The sequence below is a fragment of the Leifsonia sp. NPDC056665 genome (assembly GCF_042791795.1).
In the GTDB taxonomy this organism is placed as follows: Bacteria; Actinomycetota; Actinomycetes; order Actinomycetales; family Microbacteriaceae; genus Leifsonia.
The window spans coordinates 190,520-209,867 of sequence record NZ_JBHTXK010000005.1 but is presented as its reverse complement, the minus strand read 5'-3'; the positions used below and the strand labels follow the sequence as shown (position 1 = coordinate 209,867).

Genomic DNA, 19,348 nt, shown 5'->3' with positions numbered 1-19,348 from the left:
TGCGCAAGACGCGACGTTCCGCGCTCACATTCATGGCGACGACCGCTCTCGCTGGATTCGTCGCGACGATGTCCATTCTCGGAAACAAGTTTCCCTCGAATGTGTTCACCCCGTCGGGACCGGAAGGCCCGACGAGAACGATGTCCATGGTCTTCCTCCAGGGTTGGGGATTCTTTACGCGCGACGCTCGGGAGGACCGCGTCAGCATCGCGATCAAGGAACGCGATGACGTGGCTTGGAAGATTCTGGACCAAGACGCCATCGTCCAACCGAAGTACCTGTTCGGTCTTTCACGTATTTCCAGGGCTGAGTCCGTCGACATCAACGTTTTGCACTCGGCGATCGACGAGGACGCGGAGTGGGCCGAGTGCCCGTCTGGCCGCGACCTAGCCGCGTGCATTGATCAGTCGAGACCCGTCACCAGCGTCGCGCTCTCGCCGGCTACGCCGGAACCGCTTTGCTCCAGCGACGTGGCGCTAGTACGGCAGACGCCGATTCCATACGGGTATCGGGAACTCACGCGAACGAAGCAGACGCGGGCGGTTGCGCTCAGGGTTGACTGCGATGGCTAGTACACGGATCGACGTGCTCGGAACCTGGGCCCTTGCACGCCTCGGGCACGATCCGTTCGGGTTGCAGCTTTACGTGGCCCGGGCGGTCTTGGCGCTCGGCACCTTTCTGACCCTGGCGTGCAATCCATCTGCGGTGCTCTTCCACTCGGGCGACCCCTCGGCGGCCCGGAGCATAGCCTGCACCGACATCGGCGCAACAGGTGGCTTCTGCCTCGCTGCGGAGACCAATCTCGATACCGCTCGGCTGGTTCTGGCAGCCATGTGCGTTCCGACGATTCTCGGCTTGATCCCTGCTGTGAGCGGCTGGCTTCACGCGTACGCCGCGTTCAGCCTCTCGAGCAACGCCATCGGGATCGAAGGCGGCGATCAGCTCACCGTCAACCTGGCCATTCTTCTCTCCGCCGCCAGCATCACGGATGGCCGGTTATTGGCCTTCACTGAAAACCGACGACCCCGCACCCATGCCCGATTCGTCTTCTCCGGCGTTTTGCTCTGGGCTTGCGTATTTCAGGTTGCATACGTCTATGTCGAAGCAGCCCTCGTCAAGCTCGGTCATCCAATCTGGGCCGAAGGAACCGCACTGTGGTACTGGGTGCAGAACTCGGGATTCGGTGTCAGTAAAGACGGCGAGAACCTTCTCTTAGATCTTCTGGCGGTCCCGGCGATAAGCGCCGCTGCCACATGGGGCACCATGATCCTCGAGCTGGCGATAGCGGGATTCTTGGCGTTCGGATGGCGCAGTAGACGTATCCGCATCGCTGGACTCGTTCTGGGAGTCTCTTTCCACCTGGTTATAGCCGTCCTCATGGGACTCGTGACATTTTTCGTCGCCATGACCGGCGCGCTCGTCGTCAGTTGCTGGCGACCGCGCGATGCCTACCCACTCTGGTTGTTCCGACGTCTGCGCCGTTCCAGTTCACGGCGGGGCAGCCGAAAACCGACCTTGGAGGACGCGCATGTTGCCTGAACTCGTGCTCACGATGCTCGTGACAGCCATCCCCGCCGTGACGTACCTCCTGACGCTTGTAGCGATCAAGGTAGGGCCGAATCCGATCGTGGGGTTCCGGATCTCGATCACCATGAAGGACGAGCGTGTATGGAGCGCGGTACACCGCTCGCTCCTTCCTCTTCTGGTCAAACAGTTGTACCTCTCCTTCGCCGCGATTCCGGTAGTTTTCGGGCTCTTCGTCGTGCCCGTGAGCTTCCCTTTCCTCCTGATTCCACTCATCGTCGTGATGCTGGTCGCCGTAGCGATCGCCATCCGGCACGCCGTGAAAGCCATTGATGCGAACAGATAACTCACCCGATGGTCTTCGCAACGTTGCCGCCGCGATCGCCGTGCTTCTCCCCTCAGCCGCAGCGCTGTGCGCTTGGCTTATGTGGAGGGATGAGCTCCCGGACGCGGTCGGCACCCATTGGTCCGGGCCAGGGCCGGCCGATCGCACCACTCCCACGCAGGAGTTCTTTGCTGGGACCTTCGCCGTCTCGGGGAGCGCCGCCGTCATCGGCGTCATCTCGGCGCTTGTCCCCAAAATCCATCCGCTCGCCAGACGATTGGTTCTGCTTGCCACGGGCAGCACATCCGCGATCGCGGCAACGCAATGGCTGGTATCGGCCGGGTTGACAGCCCAGGCCGGCGACCCCCGTCAGGCAGTCCTCGGCGCGTGGATCCTCATCCCGTTCGCGGCCTTCGCCTACGGCGTCCTCCCGCTCCTGCTGGCGCCGCCACCGCGCCCGGCGCACACCTCCCCCTGACGCTCACGGCCCGGCCGCGAGCGCTCAACACCGGTCGCCTATTCGACCTGCAGCTGCGTCCGCGCCGGCGACGGGCAGATCAGGAACGCATGACCGTGGTCGCGTTCGATCTCGTGCTCGTCGATGCGGCGGCTGCAGAGCGGGCACGTCGCGGCTTCCGTCCTCGGTGTCTCCTGGCCGTAGGGGCCGAGCGGAGGCGGACCGAGGACCGGGAGCAGCTTGGCGTCCAGCCATTCGGCCGCGCGCTCGGCGCGAGAGCCGAGGCGGCCCTCCACCTTGTCCATGCTTCGATGGTAGGCCGGTTACCGGCCGGCGCGAGTGCCTCGCAGCGCGCGCCCAGCCGCCCCTCACGCTAGACCGGGCCCCCGCCCTCCACCGAGTCCTCCGGCATGATCACCATGCCGCCGGTGCGCTGGCTGGTCTGCAGCAGCGCGTCCATCCAATGCTCGTTGAGCGCCGGGGGCCGGGAGCCGGCGAACACGAACGCCAGCGGGATCTCGCGGCTGATCCAGAGGCTCATCCGGCCGCCGCCCTGCTCGACGGGGATCTCCCAGTTGAGCAGGAAGCTCTCGTGGCGGCGCAGCTTGGTGACGAGGGCGATCTTCACGTGCGAGAGCGTCCGGTCGTCGAACTCGTACTCGCGTCCGACCCCGTAGATCAGTCTGCCCATCTCAGTCGGCCTGCTTCTTCCCGCGCGACTCGCGGAAGCTGCCCTCGGGGACCTCCTGGCGCATCTCGGCGCGGAGCTCGTCCAGCATCAGTCCCGAATTGCCGTTGGCCTTCTCAGTGAGGATGCCCAGCCACTCCCGGTTGAGCTCGGGGAGGGTGTTGTGGGTGAAGGCGAACTGGAGGCTGATCGACGGGTCGAGCCAGATCGAGCGCAGCGTGGGCTCCGTGCCTCCCGTGCGGTCGGACCAGATGAGCAGGAAGCCTTCGCGGCGGCGCAGCTTCGTGGCGATCACCGCCTGAAGATGAGCGAGCACCCGGTCGTCGAAGGTGAAGCCGTCGGCCCCGTCGTAGATCAGCGTTCCCATTGGTGTCCTCTCCGATATCTCACTTTCGCCGTCCGCCCGCGCGCCGTCAAGATGTCGCCCCGGCGCGGCGTAGCGTCTGGTCATGGACGCTCTCACGCGAACCATCAAAGCGGCGCTCCTCTACGAGGACGGCTGCACCCTGGACAGCGTCGTGGTCGTGCCCCTGATCGGAGGGTGTCCGCCCGGCGAGATCCGCGTCGCGACCCTGTTCGCCGGCGCCCTCGCCTACGACGTCTACGAGCTGGACGACGACGAGGAGTTCTCGTCCATGCCCGCGTATCCCTACCGTTCGACGATCCCGCTGACCACGGCCGACCTCGCCGACTGACGGGCGGACCGGGACCCGGGAGACCGCCGGCCCGCCGCGTAGGGTGGACGGGTGACCGACGCACCGCCCGACAATGCCCGCACGGGCCGGGCGGTGGCCGCCCTCAGCCTCGGCACCCTGCTCAACCCGCTGAACTCCTCGATGATCGCCGTGGCGCTGGTGCCGCTGCAGCGCGACTTCCAGGTGAGCGTGACGACGGTGACGTGGGTGATCACGTCCTTCTACCTGGCCTCCGCCGCCGGGCAGCCGCTGATGGGGCGGTTCGCCGACCGGTTCGGGCCGCGGCGGCTGTTCCTGTTCGGGATGCTCGTGGTGGTGCTGGCGTGCGCGCTCACCCCGCTCTCGTCGTCGTTCGCCGCCGTCTGCGCCGGCCGGGTCGCGCTCGCGGTCGGGACGGCGACGGCCTTCCCCTCGGCGATCGCGATGCTGCGGACGGTCTCGGCGCACACGCGCGTCGGGACGCCCCGGCTGCTCGGCCGCATCCAGATCGCCAACACGTCGGGGGCGGCGATCGGCCCGGTGCTGGGCGGCGCGCTGGTCACGTTCCTCGGCTGGCAGGCGATCTTCTGGGTCAACGTGCCGCTCGCCGTGCTGGCGTTCCTGGGGGTCCGGTTCTTCGCACCGAGGGACGCGCAGCGCGAGCCGGTGCCGCTGCGACGGGTGGTGGCGGAGTCGGACGTGCCGGGCATCCTCCTCTTCATCGCGACCCTGACGGCGCTGCTGGTGTTCCTGCTCGACCTCCGGCCGCAGCCGCTGTGGTGGCTGCTGCCGCTCGTGCCGATCGCCGGCGCGCTGTTCGTCTGGCGCGAGTTGCGCACCGCGCACCCGTTCCTCGATCTGAGGCTGCTCGGCGCGAACCACCGGCTGCTGATGGTCTACCTGTGCTTCGCGGTGTTCAACACGGTCTACTACTCGGCGTTCTTCGGCCTCCCCCAGTACCTGCAGGAGCACGGCGGCTACTCGGCGGGCGTGACCGGGCTGCTGATGTTCCCGCTGGCGGCGGTGACGATCGCGGTCACGCCGCTGGCCGCACGTGCGATCGAAGGCGTCGGACTACGGCCCACGCTGCTCACGGGAGCGGCGGCGCTGATCGTCGGAGCTGTCCTGCTCGGATTCGCGGCCGCCACGACCGCGCCGTGGGTGGTGCTGCTGATCACGGCGGCGCTCGGCATCCCGTACTGCGTGGTGAGCATCGGGATGAACCAGGCTCTCTACGCGGCCGCCCGCCCGCAGGACGCGGGCGTCGCAGCGGGCATCTTCCAGACCTCGCGCTACGTGGGCGCGATCGTGGCGACGACGGTGCTCGGGCTGCTGTTCAGTACGGGGACGACCCCGGCGAGCTGGCTGGCGGCGGTGGGGGTGGCGAGCGCGCTGGCGGTGGTGCACCTCTGCCTGCTGGTGTTCGTGCGGCGGCGGTCGCAGCCGGGCGGGGCGCCGGGGGGTGCCACGGAGGCCGCACCCTCCTAGACTCCGCGCCATGAGCGGGAGGGTCCCTGAGCGGAAGCGCCCCATGACCGGGAGCGCAGCATGAGCGGCTGGCTGCCCTCGCTCGCGCTCGTGCCGCAGCTCCTCGCGCTGCTGCTCGCGTTCGTGCTGTCGGCGGTCATCGGCGTCGAGCGCGAGCGCCAGTTCAAGAGCGCCGGGCTGCGCACGCACATCCTCGTGGGGCTGGGCTCTGCGTTGTTCACGCTGGTATCGGCGTTCGGCTTCACGTCGTTCGGCCTCCCGGCGACCGACCCGGGCCGGATCGCCGCGCAGGTGGTGACCGGGATCGGCTTCGTCGGCGCCGGCGTGATCTTCGTGAACCGCGGCAACGTGGTCGGCCTCACCACCGCGGCGTCCATCTGGATGACCGCGGCCGTCGGCATGGCGTGCGGCGCCGGGCTCCCCCTGCTCGCGCTGGCCGGCGCGGCCCTCCACCTCATCGCGCTCGGGTCGCTGCCCACCGCCGAGCGGCTGATCCGGCACCGCTCGGAGAGCAGCCTGGTGGTGCGCATCGAGCCGTCCGGCGCACCCCTCGGCGCCGTGCTCGACCGGCTGACCGCGGACGGCCTGCACACGAGCGTCGACGACCTCCGCCGGCGCACCGATCGGGACCTCGAACTGGCCGTGCACATCCGCGGCAAGCAGACGGAGGCCGACCGCCTCCTCACCGACCTGGGCCGGATCGACGGCGTGGTGAGCGTCAAGGCGGGGCCGTTGCGGGGTTAGCGCTCCGCCCGGGCGTCCGCCGCGCCTGGCCGCCGCGATCGCGGAGTGAGACGCGGGACGCGGGGCGCGAAGCCAGAGTGACGGAGCACCCCGTGGAAGGTGACGGGGCGCTCCGCCGGGAGGGCTAGCCCACCTCTTCGGGTGCAGCGGCCGACTGGGCCTCCTCGTGCTGCGCCTTCGGATAGTTCCCACTCCTCTGGTGGGTGCTGCGCACGAGGGGCGGCCTGCCCTCGCGCTCGGAGCCGACGTAGGCTCCGACGACTTCCGAGTCGGGGCCGAGGTGCCCCTCCCCTTCGGTGTACTGACCGTGAACGACGCGCTCTTCGGCTGTCTCGGGCTCGGCCTGTGTGTACCGGCCCTCGACCACGTCGCGGTCCTGTGGTTCGACCATGACGATCGCCTCCTTGGTTGCGATAACGCAATTATCCCGCGTTCACGCCCCGTCCGGTAGTGGTCGCCGAGCACTCGGAGGGTGTTCGCACGTCCGGTTCAGGACACGCGCGGCCCCGCCTCCGGGGTCACACTGATGCGCGAGCCCGGTGATGCACGGTACAACTGGAGGGTGGACCACGAAGAACAGCACGCCGGCGACGTCGACGCCGCCCTCCAGGCCGCCGACGTGATGATGCGGGTCGCCGCCCGCTCGGTGTCCGAAGTCGAGGACATCGTCACCTCGCCGCAGCTCCGGGTGCTCGTGATGGTCGCCACCCGCGGACCGCAGACCCTCGGCGGCGTGGCCGCCGAGCTCGGCGTGCACGCGTCCAACGCCACCCGCACCTGCGAGAAGCTCGTGCGGCTGGGACTGGTCGAGCGGACCGAGGATCCGAACGACCGCCGCTTCGTCCGGGTGGCCCTCACGCCGGAGGGCCGCTCGCTCGTGGAGCGTGTGATCGGCCACCGGCGGTCGGCTCTCGCCGAGGTGCTGGCGGTGATGGAGCCCGACGAGCGGAACGCGGCCGCTGCGTCGTTCCGTGCGTTCGCGAACGCGGCGGGCGACCTCCCGAACTCGGACGGCCGTTTCACGCTGCTGCTCCCTGGGGCCGCGGCGGGCATCTAGCGGATCGTTCGCGCTCCCCCGATCAGTCGGGCGGATCGGCGTCGCACCGCGGGCACGGGCCGTCGCCGTCGCGCATCGCCCCGCACTCGGGACAAACGGAGGCCAGCCAGCAGGCGGAGTCGCCGCCGACCCCCCAGAGCTCCCAGGCGTCGACGTCGAAGTCCGAGCCGGAATCGGCGAGGGCGTCGACGGGCGCGGGAGCACCCCCGCGCGCTCCCAGCGGCTCCCCGATCCCGAAGTAGTGCCGGAAGCTGTACACGATCGGCTGCCACGCCAGAGGGTCGATGTGGTCGCCGTCCGCGATGATCCGCCGGTCGGCGTGCACACGCACGACCTCCGCCTCGGCGATCGCGTACTCCCCCGTGACGCCCGGCGTGATCCGGCGCACCTCCGCCTCGAGCTGGAGCAGGCACTCGGCCACCCGCGGCGGGCCGACCAGGTCGGACGCCTGCGGCGTGAGGCCCGCGGCGGCGAACTTGTCGGCGTGATGCGTGTACCGCCCCGCCTTCGCGGCGGGGACCTCCGCACGTCCGGTCAGCTCCGCGATGCGCTCCACCGCGGCCCAGAGCGGCGGCGGCGGGAAGCTGACGGTCACCTGGGGCCGCTCCTGCAGGTTCGCGAGCGTCTGCCCCTCGGTCTCCAGGCCGAGCGCGAGCATCTGGCCGAGCGCCCAGTACGACGAGGCGGCCGCGAGGTTCGGGCTGCCGTCGGCGTTCAGCGAGGAGAGCAGGATGACCGGGGTGCCCGCGTAGAGGATGGGCGGGCGCACGACGCGGTGCACGCCCGCTGGCTCAGCGGGCGTCATCCGGCACCCCCGCGGCGAGCTCGGCGAACACGTCGGACGCGTCCTCGAACCGGGAGAGCCCGGCGCTCTGCCCCATCCACAGCGAGAGCAGCTCGGGTTGCCCCGCGGCCGACGCGGCACGGCGGAACACGCCGGTGAGGATGTTCTGCAGCGGGAAGGACGCTCCGGCTCCACTGCTCTCGATCGCCCGGACGGCGTGGTTCGGGAGGCCGCGCGCGAGCCGGCCGCTCATCGCCCGCGTCAGCACGGTGTCGCTGGCGAGCGCCTTGCGGATCCGCTGGCGGTGGATGGCCGGGGCCGCGGACTGGGTCGTCGCCAGGAAGGCGGTGCCCGCCTGCACGCCCGACGCGCCCAGCGCGAAGGCCGCCGCGACGCCGCGCCGTTCGGCCATGCCGCCGGCCGCGATGACGGGCACGTCCACCGCGTCCGCCACCTGCGGGATCAGCGACAGGCCGCCGACCAGGCTGTGCTCGGACTCGATCAGGAAGGACGGCCTGTGCCCTGCGGCCTCGGAGCCGGACGCGACGATCGCGTCGACGCCTGCGGCCTCCAGCACGCGTGCCTCGGCGACGGTCGTCGCCGCGCCGATCACGAGGATGCCGCGCGTGTGCGCCGCCTCGATCACATCCGGCGCAGGCACGCCGAACACGAAGCTCAGGGCGGCAGGGCGCGCGTCGAGCGCGGCCTCCAGCTGCTCGTCGAAGTCGGGGAGCGGCGCGACCGGCCACTCGGGAGGCAGCACGCCGGCCTGCGCGAAGAGCCCGGCCATCCCGGCGACGGCCCGGTCGAACTCGGCGCGGAGGAGCGCCTCCGGCTCGCCCGCCTCCCGGTACGGGAGCCACAGGTTGAGGGCGACGGGACGGCCGGTGGCCTCCCGCAGCTCGGCGACGACCGAGCGGATGCGCGCCCCGTCGTAGCCGTACAGCCCGTACGAGCCGAGGCCTCCCGCCTCGCTCACGGCCGCGGTCAGGGCGACGGACGACAGCCCGCCGAACGGGCCGAGGACGACTGGCGTGTCGATCCCCAGCATGGTGCACAGACTCATCCGCAGGACTCCAGCCTCAGAAGCGATGACGCCGTCGAATACAATTGCGTATCCGCAACTGTTGGCGTGACACTGATTCTATCGGCGCGCGACCCGAGACCCGCTAGCGGCGACACCCGCTAGCCCCCCACCCGCTAGCCTGAGGGGCGTGGATGTTGACGTTCCGACCGCTGCCGGGCCCGGCCGGCTGGTCGTCGCGCCCGCGGAGCGTCCCCGCGCCCTGCTCTGGCTCGGCCACGGCGCGGGCGGCGGCATCGGTGCCGCCGACCTGACCGCGCTCGCGGCCGAGCTGCCCGCGCTCGGCGTCACCGTCGCGCGCTACGAGCAGCCGTGGCGAGTTGCCGGCAAGAAGGTCGCCTCCCGGCCGCCCGCGCTCGACGCCTCCTGGCTGGAGACCGCCCCCGTGGTCGCGGAGCTCGCCGGCGGCGTCCCCATCATCGCCGGGGGCCGCAGCGCGGGAGCGCGGGTGGCGTGTCGCACCGCCGCCGAGACGGACGCCGTCGCGGTCGTGTGCCTGGCGTTCCCGCTGCATCCCCCTGGCCGTCCCGACGTCACCCGCCTGGAGGAACTCCTCACGCCGGCCGTCCCCGTGCTGGTCCTCCAGGGCGACCGGGACACCTTCGGCGGGTCCGACCTCCTGTGCAGCGAGGTGGCGGCCGCGCCCGGCGACCACGCGAACGTGCGGATCGTGACCGTCGCGGGCGCCGACCACGGGATGAAGACGCTGAAGGCCTCCCCGCTCACGGCGCGGGATGTGCGTGAGCTCGTGGTGGCTACGACGGCGGCCTTCGTGGAGGACGTGCTCGGCTCCGCGGTGCGCTGAGCGCCCGCAGGAGTTTCGCTCCAGGACTCCTTCCCAACGGCGTCGGGAAGGTGTTTTTCGCGCGCGTCGCCGCCGTTTCTCCTTCTCCAGAAAAAGTCGGTATTCAGTGTTGCTATCTACCGGTACTCGGCGTTACTATCTAGTGGTAGTCAACAGCACTGAGTAGTTGGAAAGGGGCGTCATGGGCAAGCAGACCACCGAGATGCTCAAGGGCACGCTCGAGGGCATCGTCCTCGCCATCCTGTCGGGCCGGGCCGCATACGGGTACGAGATCACCTCGTGGCTGCGCGACCAGGGCTTCGAGGACATCGCCGAGGGCACCGTGTACGCCCTGTTGGTCAGGGTGGAGCAGCGAGGCCTCGTGGATGTCGAGAAGGTCCCGTCCGAGAAGGGGCCGCCTCGCAAGGTGTACTCGCTCAACGCAGCGGGACGCGAATACCTGGACGAGTTCTGGAGGACGTGGAGCTTCCTCACGGAACGACTGGAACAGCTCCGAGACGGAGGAAACTGAAATGGCAGCGAAGTGGATCGAGCTGGTCACCGGCTCGCTCGAGCAGAAGAAGCAGTACCGGCAGATCAAGAGCCGGCTGGACGCCCTCCCCGAGCCGTACAACGGCGTCGCGAAGGCGCTCAACCGCTACCTCATGTACAACGGCGGGATCGTCGACGGCGACACCATCCTCACGATGATGACCGACTTCGTGGAGCTGTGGGAGCGCGCCGCGACCGACGGCACCCCGGTCCGCGACATCGTCGGGGACGACCCGGTCGAGTTCGCCGAGGCCTTCGCCGCGGCGTACGTCGGCACCCGCTGGATCGACAAGGAGCGCGCCCGCCTCACCGAGGCGGTCGACGCGGCCGAACGCGAGCAGGAGAAGAACTCATGAGCCCCACGGCCCCCGGCCCCGCCATCCAGGTGCGCGGCCTCCAGAAGTCCTACAAAGACCTGCACGTGCTGCGCGGCGTCGACTTCGACGTCCAGCCCGGCAGCATCTTCGCCCTCCTCGGTTCCAACGGGGCAGGCAAGACCACGGCGGTGAAGATCCTCTCCACCCTGTTGAAGAGCGACGACGGCACCGCCACCGTCAACGGGTTCGACGTGGCCCGCAACCCGGACGAGGTGCGTGACTCGATCAGCCTCACCGGCCAGTTCGCCGCGGTGGACGAGGTGCTCAGCGGCCGGGAGAACCTCATCCTGGTCGCCCGGCTCCGCCACCTGAAGAACCCGGCGGGGATCGCGGACGAGCTGCTGGCGCGCTTCGCGCTCACCGACGCGGGCGGCCGCAAGGTCGGCACGTACTCGGGCGGCATGCGCCGCCGGCTGGACATCGCGATGAGCCTCATCGGCCAGCCGCCGGTGGTGTTCCTCGACGAGCCGACCACCGGCCTCGACCCGCAGGCCCGCATCGAGGTCTGGGAGACGGTCAAGCGCCTCGCCGGCCGCGGCACCACGGTGCTGCTCACCACGCAGTACCTGGACGAGGCCGAGCAGCTCGCCGACCGCATCGCGATCCTGCACGAGGGCCGCATCATCGCGAACGGCACCCTCGCCGAACTCAAGGCGCTCCTCCCGCCGGCGAAGGTCGAGTACGTGGAGAAGCAGCCCAGCCTGGAGGACGTGTTCCTCGCCATCGTCGGACCCCCGGCCCCGGCATCCGCCGAAGCCGCGGCTCCCGAACCCTCGAAGGAGTCCTGATGTCCACCGCGAACTTCGTCGCAGACACCACCGTCCTCACCGGACGGTCCATGAAGCACATCACGCGCAGCCTGGACACGATCATCACCGTCACCATCGTGCCGATCGCCCTCATGCTGCTGTTCGTGTTCGTCCTCGGCGGGGCCATCAACACCGGCCCCGACTCCGGCTCGTATGTGAACTACCTGCTCCCCGGGATCATGCTGATCACGATCGCGTCGGGCATCTCGTACACCTCGTACCGGCTGTTCATGGACCTCCAGGGCGGCATCTTCGAGCGGTTCCAGTCCATGCCGATCGCCCGGTCGAGCGTCCTCTGGGCCCACGTGCTCACCTCGCTGGTCGCCAACATGATCTCGGTCGTGCTGGTGGTCCTGGTGGCACTGCTGATCGGCTTCCGCACCGGAGCGAGCGTGCTCGCCTGGCTGGGGGTCGCGGGCATCCTGGTGCTGTTCACCCTGGCGCTGACCTGGGTGGCCGTGATCGCGGGGCTGTCGGCGAAGAGCGTGGACGGCGCGGGCGCCTTCGCCTACCCGCTGATCTTCCTCCCGTTCATCAGCTCGGCGTTCGTCCCCACCAACACGATGCCGGCCCCGGTCGCATGGTTCGCCGAGCACCAGCCGGTGACACCGATCGTGGACACCATCCGGGCCCTGTTCGCCGAACAGCCGGTCACCGGTGACATCTGGATCGCCCTCGCCTGGTGCGTCGGCACCCTGGTGGTCGCCTACGGTTTCGCCACCGCGATCTACCGGCGGCGGATCAGCCGGGGGTGAGTCCTCCGCCCTCCCTCGGTGTGGGACGGCCGCCGGCCCGGTTCGGGTCGGCGGCCGTTCTGCGTGTGGGGGCTCAGCCCAGCTCCCGCCGCATCACCCACCGCACCGACCCGCCCGAGTGCGCGTCCGTCTCCCGCAGCCGCGTGAACCCGTGCTTCTCGAACAGCCCGACCGTGCCGACGTAGCCGCTGATCCCATCCACCCGCTCGCCCCGGGTGTCGACCGGGTAGCCCTCCACGAGCCGCGCCCCTGCCGCCCGCGCGTGCTCCACCGCCCCGTCGAGGAGGTCGTGCATCAGCCCGCGCCCGCGGAACCCGCCACGCACGACGAAGCAGACGATCGACCACGGGTCGAGCTCGTCGTCGAGGTGCGGGATGGTGCGGGAGTTCATCAGCCGCCGGTACGTGGACTTCGGCGCGACAGAGCACCAGCCCGCGACCTCCCCGTCGGTGTAGACGAGAACGCCAGGCCCCGGCTCGGTCTCGCACTGGTGGTGCATGTACTCGACGCGCTCCGGCATCGGGAGGCGCGCGTCGCGGTAGGACATGCACACGCACCCGCCGGCGCCGGCCTTCCGCGGCACCATGAACGTCGCGAAATCGTCCCAGCGCCCCGTCGCGGGAAGCACCTCGATGGCCAAGCCCGAAGCGTACCGGTCACCTCCGACGCCGCTGTCCCTGCTGCGCTTCGTGCCGAATGTCGCGATTGCGACGTCCATTCCCGCGATTCGTGCCGAATGTCGCGCCATCCGATACCGCGATTCGTGCCGAATGTCGCGGGGCGGCTGCGGGAGGATCGTGGGGTGTCCAGCGACCTCCTCATGCGCATCCACTCCCCCGAGTTCCAGGCCATGTCCGAGCGCGTGCTGCGCGCGACCGAGCTGACCTCCCGCCTGAACGTGCTGCCGTTCGACGACGAGGCAGGCAAGGCGGCGCTCTTCGAGGAGATCCTGGGCCGCCCGCTGCCCGAGCGGGTGACGATCTACCCGCCGTTCTTCACCGACCACGGCCTGAACCTGGAGCTTTCGGAGCGCGTGTTCATCAACCAGAACTGCACGTTCCTGGACTACGCCGGCATCCGCCTCGCCCCGCGCGTCATGGTCGCCCCGCGGGTCACCTTCATCACGGTCGGCCACCCCGTCGACGTGGAGGACCGCCGCATCTGGCTGACCGGAGGCCCGATCGACGTGGGCGAGAACGCCAGGATCGGGGCGGGGGCGACCATCCTTCCGGGCGTCAGCATCGGGCGCGACGCGGTGATCGCGGCCGGGGCCGTCGTCGCGGAGGACGTGCCGGCGGGGACGCTGGTGGCGGGGCCGAAGGCGACGGTGCTGCGGGAGTTCTGATTCTGGCGTGCGGCTTCGATCGCCTATCCCCACGGGCGTTTCGGCGGCGTAGGGTGCGGCACCATGAACAGCATCCCTACCTCGCCGGCTGACACTCCCCGGCGCCCCGCCCGCGCGGAGCTGGCCGACTTCGCCGACCGCCTCCGCGGCCAGCTCGGCGGCCTCCCCGGCTTCGGCCAGTACCCCGGAACGATCGCCACCCTCGACGCCGGCCACCTCGCCCACACCCTCGGCACGGGCGCCGACCTCACCCTCCCGTCGGCGGTCGCGACCGGCGACGTCCTCTTCGCACCCGACCTGAACCCCGCGTTCTTCTACTCGTGGGACGTGCACCCCACCCAGCAGCCGGACTGGTTCCGTGTCTCGGTGCGCTTCACGCCGTCCGACTTCGGCATCACGGAGACGCGGTCGTACGACCTCGCGTGGGCGGTGGTCCCGTTCATCCTCGACCTGGGGGCGGTGCTGACCGTGGAGGCGTCGGCGAACGCGGGCGTCGGGGCGGCGACCTGGACGCTGGACGCGTTCCAGGTGCGGACCCTGCATGTGGGCGTCGGACCCATCGGGCCGGACGAGACGGTGCATGTGGACCTGGTGCGGGGCAGCGGGACCGGGAGCTGGATCTGGCTGCACACGGTGGTCGGCGATCCGCCGCTGACGACGGAGCCGTAGCCGACGCGGGAAGGAAACACCGTCGCAATCTCCTTCCCGACGGCATTCGGCAGGACGAGTGCGCCGTGTCGTGCTGGAATCTCCTTCGGGCGGCGTTAGGCGCTACCTACTTCTAGTGGCCACGGCTCGTACTGGACGTCGGCGAAGTCAGCGACTTCTCTTTGCAAGCGTGCCGCGATGCCTCTGCCGGTTACTCGCCACTGCTCGCGCGCGGCATCGCTCTTCCAACCGTCGAACGGGTCGAAGTTCGAGTCCCACAACGCGTTCCACTCGGCCAGGTCCCGCGTCAAATCCTCCGACAGCGAATACATGGCTGGGGTCGTCGTGTACCCGACATCCCACGTCGGAGTCGAGTTCTCCCACAGAGGCCAGTCACGCCCGTAGTCCGGGAAGAGGCGGATCACACGACGTGCCGGAGGATGGGTGTCCATACCAGGAGGGTACCGATTACACGTTGAACCGGAACTCCACGAGGTGACGCTGTGGCATCGAATTCGCGTCCGATCCATCCGAGCCTGCGCGCCGGCGTCCGGCCCCCGTGCCGACAAACGGACCAGAGGTTGTGAACGGTGGTCAGCTGCCTCACTCGGCGGACCAGAGCTCCTCGGCCTCGAGAGTCAGATCGACCACCTGACGCAGGAGACCCCCCATCGACGTCGACCTCAACAGGGTGTACCTGTCGTACTCGCCCAGCGGGGCGATCGCCGCCAGTTGCCACACGGCTGCGACGGGATCGTCCGACAGCTCGATGCCGGCATCCGCGTGTGGCTCCGCGACGCGGGCGATCAAGCGGCGGACAACCGCTTCGGCTTCGGCCCGCAGGGGTGCGAGCGCCTCGGACCATTCCAGATCCGGCAGCATCGAGAGCTCGGCCCGGGGATACGGGTCCTCGTCGACCCAGCGCTCGACCGTGAACCTCCGGGTCCCCACGCCGACGATGAGCAGGTCCTCGGCGCCTGCGGCGGCGCTCACCAGACGCGCCATCGTCCCGACCGAGGCGCGCTGGTCGCCACCCCCGGCTTCGGATCCGCGTTCGATGAGCACGACGCCGAACTCGAACCCCGGTTCGTCCTCGTCGAGCAATCGCCCGACCATCGTGAGATACCGCGGCTCGAACACCCGCAGCGGGATGGCCACGCAGGGGAACAGCACTGATCCGAGTGGGAACATCGGTGAGGCGGCCATACTCCAGTGAAGCACCGGGGGCATAGAGTGAAAAGGTGCCCCGACCGCGCCCGGAGATCCCAGGAACGGGGCAGGAGTCTGTCTGGGACTATCCGAGGCCGCCGCGCATCGAGCGCGTCACCGCGCCTGTCACGATCCGTCTGGGCGGGCAGCTCATCGTTGAAACCCGAGACGTCGTCCGGGTGCTCGAGACCAGCCATCCCCCGGTCTACTACATCCCGATAGCGGACTTCGCAGCCGGCGCGCTGGTCGACGCCGACGGTTCGTCGTTCTGCGAGTTCAAGGGCACCGCACGATATCTCGACGTGCGCGGCGGAGGCGAGGCGCGGTCCGCGTGCGCGTGGAACTACCCGCATCCGTCGCCCGGGTTCGAGCCGCTCCGAGACCGCGTCGCCGTCTACGCGCAGCAGATGGACGAGTGCACAGTCGACGGCGAGGTCGTCACGCCGCAGCCCGGAGGCTTCTACGGCGGCTGGATCACGAGAGCCGTCGTCGGGCCCTTCAAGGGGTCGCCAGGGTCACTGGGCTGGTGAACGCCGGGGATACCCGCACAGCGGTCTCCCACCTGCTCGCTGGTAGGGTCGCGCGCATCGAAATGACGGAGAACGACGTGAGCGATGATCGCACCCTGGGTCTCACCCTGGGCGGTGGAGGCGCGTTCGGCGCTGCGCACGTGGGGGTCCTTCAGGTGCTCGCGGAGCGCGGCATCCGCCCGGGGATCATCACCGGCACGAGTTCCGGCGCCCTGGTCGGCGCAGCATATGCTGCGGGCTTCGAGCCGCCGGCGATCGAGCGCGCCGCGCGGAGGTTTCGCTGGAGCGCGATCGCCCGGTGGTCGCTCACACCGCGCTGGGGACTGCTCGACACGCATGCGGTCAGGCATTCTCTCCACCGCCACCTGGGCTCGGATCCGCTCATCGAGCATCTCCCGCGCCGGTTCGCCGCCGTCGCCACCGACCTCCGCACCCGCCAGGCCGTGACGATAGACGAAGGACCGCTGAGCGTCGCCCTGCGGTCGACGATCGCGGTGCCAGGACTCCTCCCTCCGGTGCGCCGCGACGGGAGGCTGCTGGCCGACGGCGGCATCGTCGACAACGTTCCGGTCCAGGCCACCCGCGCTCTCGGGGCGAACCGCGTCATCGTGGTGCGCCTGCACGCGAAGTGGGAGAACGTCCGGATGATGCGGATGGTCACGCGCACCGCCGACCTCAAGCGCGACCCCTCAGTCGTGCTCATCCAGCCCGAGATGGGCGGGATGGCGCAGTGGGGGATGTCCGATGTGCCGCGTCTCATCGCCGAGGGGCGGCGAGTGGCGACCGTGGCACTGGATGAAGCCGAGTCGCGCGGGACGATCGCAGGTGCGCACGAGCCCGAGCGGGCCGGCGAGCGGATACTCGACGCTGCCTGAACTCGGCGATTCCGGCGTGTCGCTCATCGAGGAGGAGATCCGTCCCGACACGCCGCCGGATGGAGCGACTAAACGTTGAACCTGAACTCCACCACATCCCCGTCCTGCATCACATACTCTTTCCCCTCCATGCGCGCCTTCCCGCGCGCCCGCGCCTCCGCGACGCTGCCCGCGTCGACGAGGTCGTCGAAGGAGATGACTTCGGCCTTGATGAAGCCCTTCTCGAAGTCGGTGTGGATGACGCCGGCCGCCTGGGGGGCCTTCCAGCCCTTGTGGATCGTCCAGGCGCGGGACTCTTTCGGGCCCGCGGTCAGGTAGGTCTGCAGGCCGAGGGTGTCGAAGCCGATGCGGGCGAGCTGGTCGAGGCCGCTCTCCGTCTGGCCGGTGGAGGCCAGGAGCTCGGCGGCGTCGGCGGCGTCGAGGTCGATGAGCTCGGACTCCAGCTTGGCGTCCAGGAAGACCGCCTGCGCGGGAGCCACCAGGGCGGCGAGCGCGGCCCGGCGGGCGTCGTCGGTCAGCACGTCCTCGTCCACGTTGAACACGTAGATGAACGGCTTCGCGGTGAGCAGGCCCAGCTCGCGGATCGGCTCCAGGTCGATCGTGGAGGCCGACAGCGGCTTGCCGTCGTTCAGGAACGCCGTCGCCTCGCGGGCCGTCTCGAGCACGACCGGCTCCAGCTTGCGGCCCTTGACCTCCTTCTCGTAGCGCTGCTCCGCCTTCTCGAGGGTCTGCAGGTCGGCGAGGATGAGCTCGGTGTTGATGGTCTCCATGTCCCCGGCGGCGTCCACCTTGCCGGCGACGTGCACCACGTCGGGGTCGGAGAAGCCGCGCACGACCTGCGCGATGGCGTCGGCCTCGCGGATGTTGGCGAGGAACTTGTTGCCCAGGCCCTCGCCCTCGCTCGCGCCCTTCACGATGCCGGCGATGTCGAGGAACGACACGGGGGCCGGGAGGATGCGCTCGCTGCCGAACAGCTCGGCCAGCGTGTCGAGGCGCGGGTCGGGGAGGTTCACGACCCCCACGTTCGGCTCGATGGTCGCGAACGGATAGTTCGCCGCGAGGGCGTCGTTCTTGGTCAGCGCGTTGAAGAGGGTCGACTTGCCGACGTTCGGGAGTCCGACGATACCGATAGTGAGAGCCACGGTCGTCCATTCTACGGGCGTGAGGAGCGCCCGGCCGCCCTCAGGCCGCCGACGTCAGCCCAGCGTCGCCCGGTAGCACCGCGTGACGTACGGCAGCTCGATCCACTCCGCCCCCGCCAGCTCCGGATGCTCGGCGTGGAGGCGGCGCAGCGACGCGATCACCGCCGCCTGCGCGTCCGGGTCCTTCGTGATGAAGTAGCTGCGCGAGCGCGCCAGATCCAGGAGGCCGTCCAGCGTCAGCGTCTGCACCCAGTGCACGTCGTGCCGCTCCAGCTCGCCGAACGGCGCACCGACGCCCGGCTCCTCCTCCTCGCCGAAGGTCGCCTCCCCGGCGCCCATCAGCTCGCCCAGCTCGCGCACCCAGTCGACGCTCTCGTCCCGGTCGTTCCAGACCAGCCCGATCCTGCCGGCCGGCCGCAGCACGCGCGCGACCTCCGGGACGGCGCGCCCCCGGTCCACCCAGTGCCACGCCTGCGCGGCGACGACCAGTCCGGCGCCCGCGTCCGGGACGGGGATGCTCTCGCCCGCCCCGCTCCTCGTCTCCGCCTCCGGGATGCGCTCCGCCAGCACCCCGAGCATCTGCGGCGACGGGTCCACCGCGATCACGGCGAAGCCGGCGTCGACGAGCGCGCGCGTCAGCTTGCCTGTGCCGGCGCCGAGGTCCACGACCGGGCCGGTCACGCCCTCCGTGAGCCAGGCGACCGCGTCGGCCGGATAGTCCGGCCGGGCCAGGTCGTACAGTTCCGCCGCCCGGTCGAACGCCCGCGCGTGCGCCTCACGATCCACTCTCTCCCGCATATCTGCGACCCTACTCCGGCGATTTTCAGAGCTCCGCGGCGTGGGCGACCAGGCGACGTCGGTGGGGCGTGCAAGAGTTCGAGCGTGCCACTGGACTTCACCGCCATCGACTTCGAGACCGCGAACTCCTCTGCGGCGTCCGCCTGTTCTGTCGGGCTGGTGAAGGTGCGCGACGGCCGCGTGGTCGACCGCGCGAGCTGGTTCATCCGGCCGCCGCTCGGGCACGACGTCTTCCAGGAGTGGAACGTCCGCATCCACGGCATCCAGCCGCAGGACGTCGCCGGCGCCGCGGGCTGGGTCGACCAGCTCGCCGACCTGGTGGAGTTCGCGGAGGACGACCACCTGGTCGCCCACAACGCCGGCTTCGACATGGGCGTCATCCGCGCCGCCTGCGCCGCCACCCTTGTCGCCTGCCCCGAGTACCGCTACCTGTGCAGCCTCCAGGTCGCCCGGCGCACCTACCACCTGGAGTCCTACCGTCTGCCGGTCGCGGCGATGGCTGCAGGATTCGAGGACTTCAACCACCACGACGCCCTCGCCGACGCGGAGGCCTGCGCGGCGATCGTCGTGCACGCAGCGCGCCGCCACGATGCGGCCACGATCGACGACCTCGCCGCCCTGACCGGCGCCCGCGTCGGGCGCATCGGCATGGCCGCCGCGGCGTAGCTTCCAGACGCTCGGCGTCCCATGCTCGGGCGC

Annotated in this window: 29 protein-coding genes; 18 read left to right on the top strand and 11 right to left on the bottom strand. The window is 70.0% G+C overall.

All coding sequences use genetic code 11. The features are described 5' to 3' along the window. The first annotated feature begins 32 nt into the window (after nt 1-32). The 4 genes from ACFQ9V_RS07960 to ACFQ9V_RS07945 all read left to right on the top strand — a co-directional run bounded on the left by ACFQ9V_RS07960 (nt 33) and on the right by ACFQ9V_RS07945 (nt 2,327). Complete coding sequence (locus ACFQ9V_RS07960; protein WP_382458620.1) at nt 33-572, top strand: SdpA family antimicrobial peptide system protein; 540 nt, start codon at nt 33-35, stop codon at nt 570-572. Nucleotides 573-585: 13 nt separating this feature from the next. Continuing rightward, the gene (locus tag ACFQ9V_RS07955; RefSeq protein ID WP_382458619.1) at nt 586-1,539 is read left to right on the top strand and encodes a hypothetical protein; all 954 of its coding nucleotides are present in this window, start codon (nt 586-588) and stop codon (nt 1,537-1,539) included. After that, entirely contained in the window at nt 1,529-1,870 is a 342-nt protein-coding gene (locus ACFQ9V_RS07950; protein ID WP_382458618.1) for an SdpI family protein, read from the top strand. Before ACFQ9V_RS07955 ends, ACFQ9V_RS07950 begins: the two co-directional genes overlap by 11 nt. Nucleotides 1,871-1,949: 79 nt before the next feature. After that, the gene (locus tag ACFQ9V_RS07945) at nt 1,950-2,327 is read left to right on the top strand and encodes a hypothetical protein (protein WP_382458617.1); all 378 of its coding nucleotides are present in this window, start codon (nt 1,950-1,952) and stop codon (nt 2,325-2,327) included. Nucleotides 2,328-2,365: 38 nt separating this feature from the next. Here the strand turns inward: ACFQ9V_RS07945 and ACFQ9V_RS07940 are convergent, their stop codons facing one another. From ACFQ9V_RS07940 to ACFQ9V_RS07930, 3 genes are all read right to left on the bottom strand, one after another. Next, complete coding sequence (locus ACFQ9V_RS07940) at nt 2,366-2,611, bottom strand: hypothetical protein (RefSeq protein ID WP_345834530.1); 246 nt, start codon at nt 2,609-2,611, stop codon at nt 2,366-2,368. Between the two features lie 68 nt (nt 2,612-2,679). After that, complete coding sequence (locus tag ACFQ9V_RS07935) at nt 2,680-2,997, bottom strand: hypothetical protein (protein ID WP_382458616.1); 318 nt, start codon at nt 2,995-2,997, stop codon at nt 2,680-2,682. 1 nt (nt 2,998) lies between these two features. Next, entirely contained in the window at nt 2,999-3,361 is a 363-nt protein-coding gene (locus tag ACFQ9V_RS07930) for a hypothetical protein (protein ID WP_382458615.1), read from the bottom strand. 82 nt (nt 3,362-3,443) lie between these two features. On the opposite strand from ACFQ9V_RS07930, the gene ACFQ9V_RS07925 reads away from it, so the two are divergent. The 3 genes from ACFQ9V_RS07925 to ACFQ9V_RS07915 are packed head-to-tail and all read left to right on the top strand — an operon-like array spanning nt 3,444 to nt 5,900. Continuing rightward, nucleotides 3,444-3,689, top strand: a complete 246-nt coding sequence (locus ACFQ9V_RS07925) for a hypothetical protein (RefSeq protein WP_370054143.1) — start codon at nt 3,444-3,446, stop codon at nt 3,687-3,689. 51 nt (nt 3,690-3,740) lie between these two features. Then, complete coding sequence (locus ACFQ9V_RS07920) at nt 3,741-5,156, top strand: MFS transporter (RefSeq protein ID WP_382458614.1); 1,416 nt, start codon at nt 3,741-3,743, stop codon at nt 5,154-5,156. A 60-nt stretch (nt 5,157-5,216) separates the two neighbouring features. Next, nucleotides 5,217-5,900: an MgtC/SapB family protein gene (locus ACFQ9V_RS07915; protein ID WP_382458613.1), complete on the top strand. Its 684-nt coding sequence runs from the start codon at nt 5,217-5,219 to the stop codon at nt 5,898-5,900. A 124-nt stretch (nt 5,901-6,024) separates the two neighbouring features. Here ACFQ9V_RS07915 and ACFQ9V_RS07910 read toward each other — a convergent pair whose 3' ends face one another. After that, entirely contained in the window at nt 6,025-6,291 is a 267-nt protein-coding gene (locus tag ACFQ9V_RS07910; RefSeq protein WP_382458612.1) for a hypothetical protein, read from the bottom strand. A gap of 171 nt (nt 6,292-6,462) precedes the next feature. Here ACFQ9V_RS07910 and ACFQ9V_RS07905 point away from each other — a divergent pair, with 171 nt between their 5' ends. Next, complete coding sequence (locus tag ACFQ9V_RS07905) at nt 6,463-6,957, top strand: MarR family winged helix-turn-helix transcriptional regulator (RefSeq protein ID WP_382458611.1); 495 nt, start codon at nt 6,463-6,465, stop codon at nt 6,955-6,957. Between the two features lie 22 nt (nt 6,958-6,979). Here ACFQ9V_RS07905 and ACFQ9V_RS07900 read toward each other — a convergent pair whose 3' ends face one another. Then, nucleotides 6,980-7,762, bottom strand: a complete 783-nt coding sequence (locus ACFQ9V_RS07900; protein ID WP_382458610.1) for a flavin reductase — start codon at nt 7,760-7,762, stop codon at nt 6,980-6,982. Continuing rightward, nucleotides 7,749-8,807, bottom strand: a complete 1,059-nt coding sequence (locus ACFQ9V_RS07895; protein WP_382458609.1) for an NAD(P)H-dependent flavin oxidoreductase — start codon at nt 8,805-8,807, stop codon at nt 7,749-7,751. Before ACFQ9V_RS07895 ends, ACFQ9V_RS07900 begins: the two co-directional genes overlap by 14 nt. A 148-nt stretch (nt 8,808-8,955) precedes the next feature. Here ACFQ9V_RS07895 and ACFQ9V_RS07890 point away from each other — a divergent pair, with 148 nt between their 5' ends. The 5 genes from ACFQ9V_RS07890 (at nt 8,956) to ACFQ9V_RS07870 (ending at nt 12,102) form a co-directional block, all read left to right on the top strand. Next, nucleotides 8,956-9,630, top strand: coding sequence for an alpha/beta family hydrolase (locus ACFQ9V_RS07890; RefSeq protein WP_382458608.1), 675 nt, complete (start codon nt 8,956-8,958; stop codon nt 9,628-9,630). A 181-nt stretch (nt 9,631-9,811) separates the two neighbouring features. Continuing rightward, nucleotides 9,812-10,141 carry a PadR family transcriptional regulator gene (locus ACFQ9V_RS07885; RefSeq protein WP_370054150.1) on the top strand — a complete coding sequence of 110 codons (330 nt, stop codon included), beginning with the start codon at nt 9,812-9,814 and terminating at the stop codon, nt 10,139-10,141. Nucleotide 10,142: 1 nt separating this feature from the next. Further along, entirely contained in the window at nt 10,143-10,517 is a 375-nt protein-coding gene (locus tag ACFQ9V_RS07880; RefSeq protein WP_382458607.1) for a DUF1048 domain-containing protein, read from the top strand. Further along, on the top strand, nt 10,514-11,326 hold the full coding sequence (locus tag ACFQ9V_RS07875; protein WP_382458606.1) for an ABC transporter ATP-binding protein: 813 nt from the start codon (nt 10,514-10,516) through the stop codon (nt 11,324-11,326). The genes ACFQ9V_RS07880 and ACFQ9V_RS07875 overlap by 4 nt, the downstream gene beginning before the upstream one ends. Further along, complete coding sequence (locus ACFQ9V_RS07870) at nt 11,326-12,102, top strand: ABC transporter permease (protein ID WP_382458605.1); 777 nt, start codon at nt 11,326-11,328, stop codon at nt 12,100-12,102. The genes ACFQ9V_RS07875 and ACFQ9V_RS07870 overlap by 1 nt, the downstream gene beginning before the upstream one ends. Nucleotides 12,103-12,175: 73 nt before the next feature. Here the strand turns inward: ACFQ9V_RS07870 and ACFQ9V_RS07865 are convergent, their stop codons facing one another. After that, a complete protein-coding gene (locus ACFQ9V_RS07865) occupies nt 12,176-12,742 on the bottom strand; it encodes a GNAT family N-acetyltransferase (RefSeq protein WP_382458604.1) in 567 nt (188 codons plus the stop codon). 162 nt (nt 12,743-12,904) lie between these two features. Here ACFQ9V_RS07865 and ACFQ9V_RS07860 point away from each other — a divergent pair, with 162 nt between their 5' ends. Next, the gene (locus ACFQ9V_RS07860; protein WP_382458603.1) at nt 12,905-13,447 is read left to right on the top strand and encodes a DapH/DapD/GlmU-related protein; all 543 of its coding nucleotides are present in this window, start codon (nt 12,905-12,907) and stop codon (nt 13,445-13,447) included. A gap of 63 nt (nt 13,448-13,510) precedes the next feature. Continuing rightward, nucleotides 13,511-14,116 carry a hypothetical protein gene (locus ACFQ9V_RS07855; RefSeq protein ID WP_382458602.1) on the top strand — a complete coding sequence of 202 codons (606 nt, stop codon included), beginning with the start codon at nt 13,511-13,513 and terminating at the stop codon, nt 14,114-14,116. Nucleotides 14,117-14,211: 95 nt separating this feature from the next. Here ACFQ9V_RS07855 and ACFQ9V_RS07850 read toward each other — a convergent pair whose 3' ends face one another. Together ACFQ9V_RS07850 and ACFQ9V_RS07845 are read right to left on the bottom strand one after the other, a co-directional pair. Further along, complete coding sequence (locus tag ACFQ9V_RS07850; protein ID WP_382458601.1) at nt 14,212-14,547, bottom strand: hypothetical protein; 336 nt, start codon at nt 14,545-14,547, stop codon at nt 14,212-14,214. Nucleotides 14,548-14,698: 151 nt separating this feature from the next. Continuing rightward, nucleotides 14,699-15,286, bottom strand: coding sequence for an LON peptidase substrate-binding domain-containing protein (locus ACFQ9V_RS07845; protein ID WP_382458645.1), 588 nt, complete (start codon nt 15,284-15,286; stop codon nt 14,699-14,701). A 50-nt stretch (nt 15,287-15,336) separates the two neighbouring features. Between ACFQ9V_RS07845 and ACFQ9V_RS07840 the strand changes: the two genes are divergently transcribed. Together ACFQ9V_RS07840 and ACFQ9V_RS07835 are read left to right on the top strand one after the other, a co-directional pair. Further along, nucleotides 15,337-15,834, top strand: coding sequence for a DUF427 domain-containing protein (locus tag ACFQ9V_RS07840; protein WP_382458600.1), 498 nt, complete (start codon nt 15,337-15,339; stop codon nt 15,832-15,834). A 77-nt stretch (nt 15,835-15,911) separates the two neighbouring features. Next, a complete protein-coding gene (locus ACFQ9V_RS07835) occupies nt 15,912-16,709 on the top strand; it encodes a patatin-like phospholipase family protein (protein ID WP_382458599.1) in 798 nt (265 codons plus the stop codon). A 68-nt stretch (nt 16,710-16,777) separates the two neighbouring features. On the opposite strand, the gene ychF is transcribed toward ACFQ9V_RS07835, so the two are convergent. Beyond that, nucleotides 16,778-17,851, bottom strand: a complete 1,074-nt coding sequence (ychF, locus tag ACFQ9V_RS07830; protein ID WP_382458598.1) for a redox-regulated ATPase YchF — start codon at nt 17,849-17,851, stop codon at nt 16,778-16,780. Between the two features lie 54 nt (nt 17,852-17,905). Further along, nucleotides 17,906-18,649 (bottom strand): class I SAM-dependent methyltransferase, encoded by a 744-nt coding sequence (locus tag ACFQ9V_RS07825; protein WP_382458597.1) that lies wholly within the window; start codon nt 18,647-18,649, stop codon nt 17,906-17,908. 84 nt (nt 18,650-18,733) lie between these two features. On the opposite strand from ACFQ9V_RS07825, the gene ACFQ9V_RS07820 reads away from it, so the two are divergent. Next, nucleotides 18,734-19,315: an exonuclease domain-containing protein gene (locus ACFQ9V_RS07820; RefSeq protein WP_382458596.1), complete on the top strand. Its 582-nt coding sequence runs from the start codon at nt 18,734-18,736 to the stop codon at nt 19,313-19,315. Nucleotides 19,316-19,348: the final 33 nt, after the last annotated feature.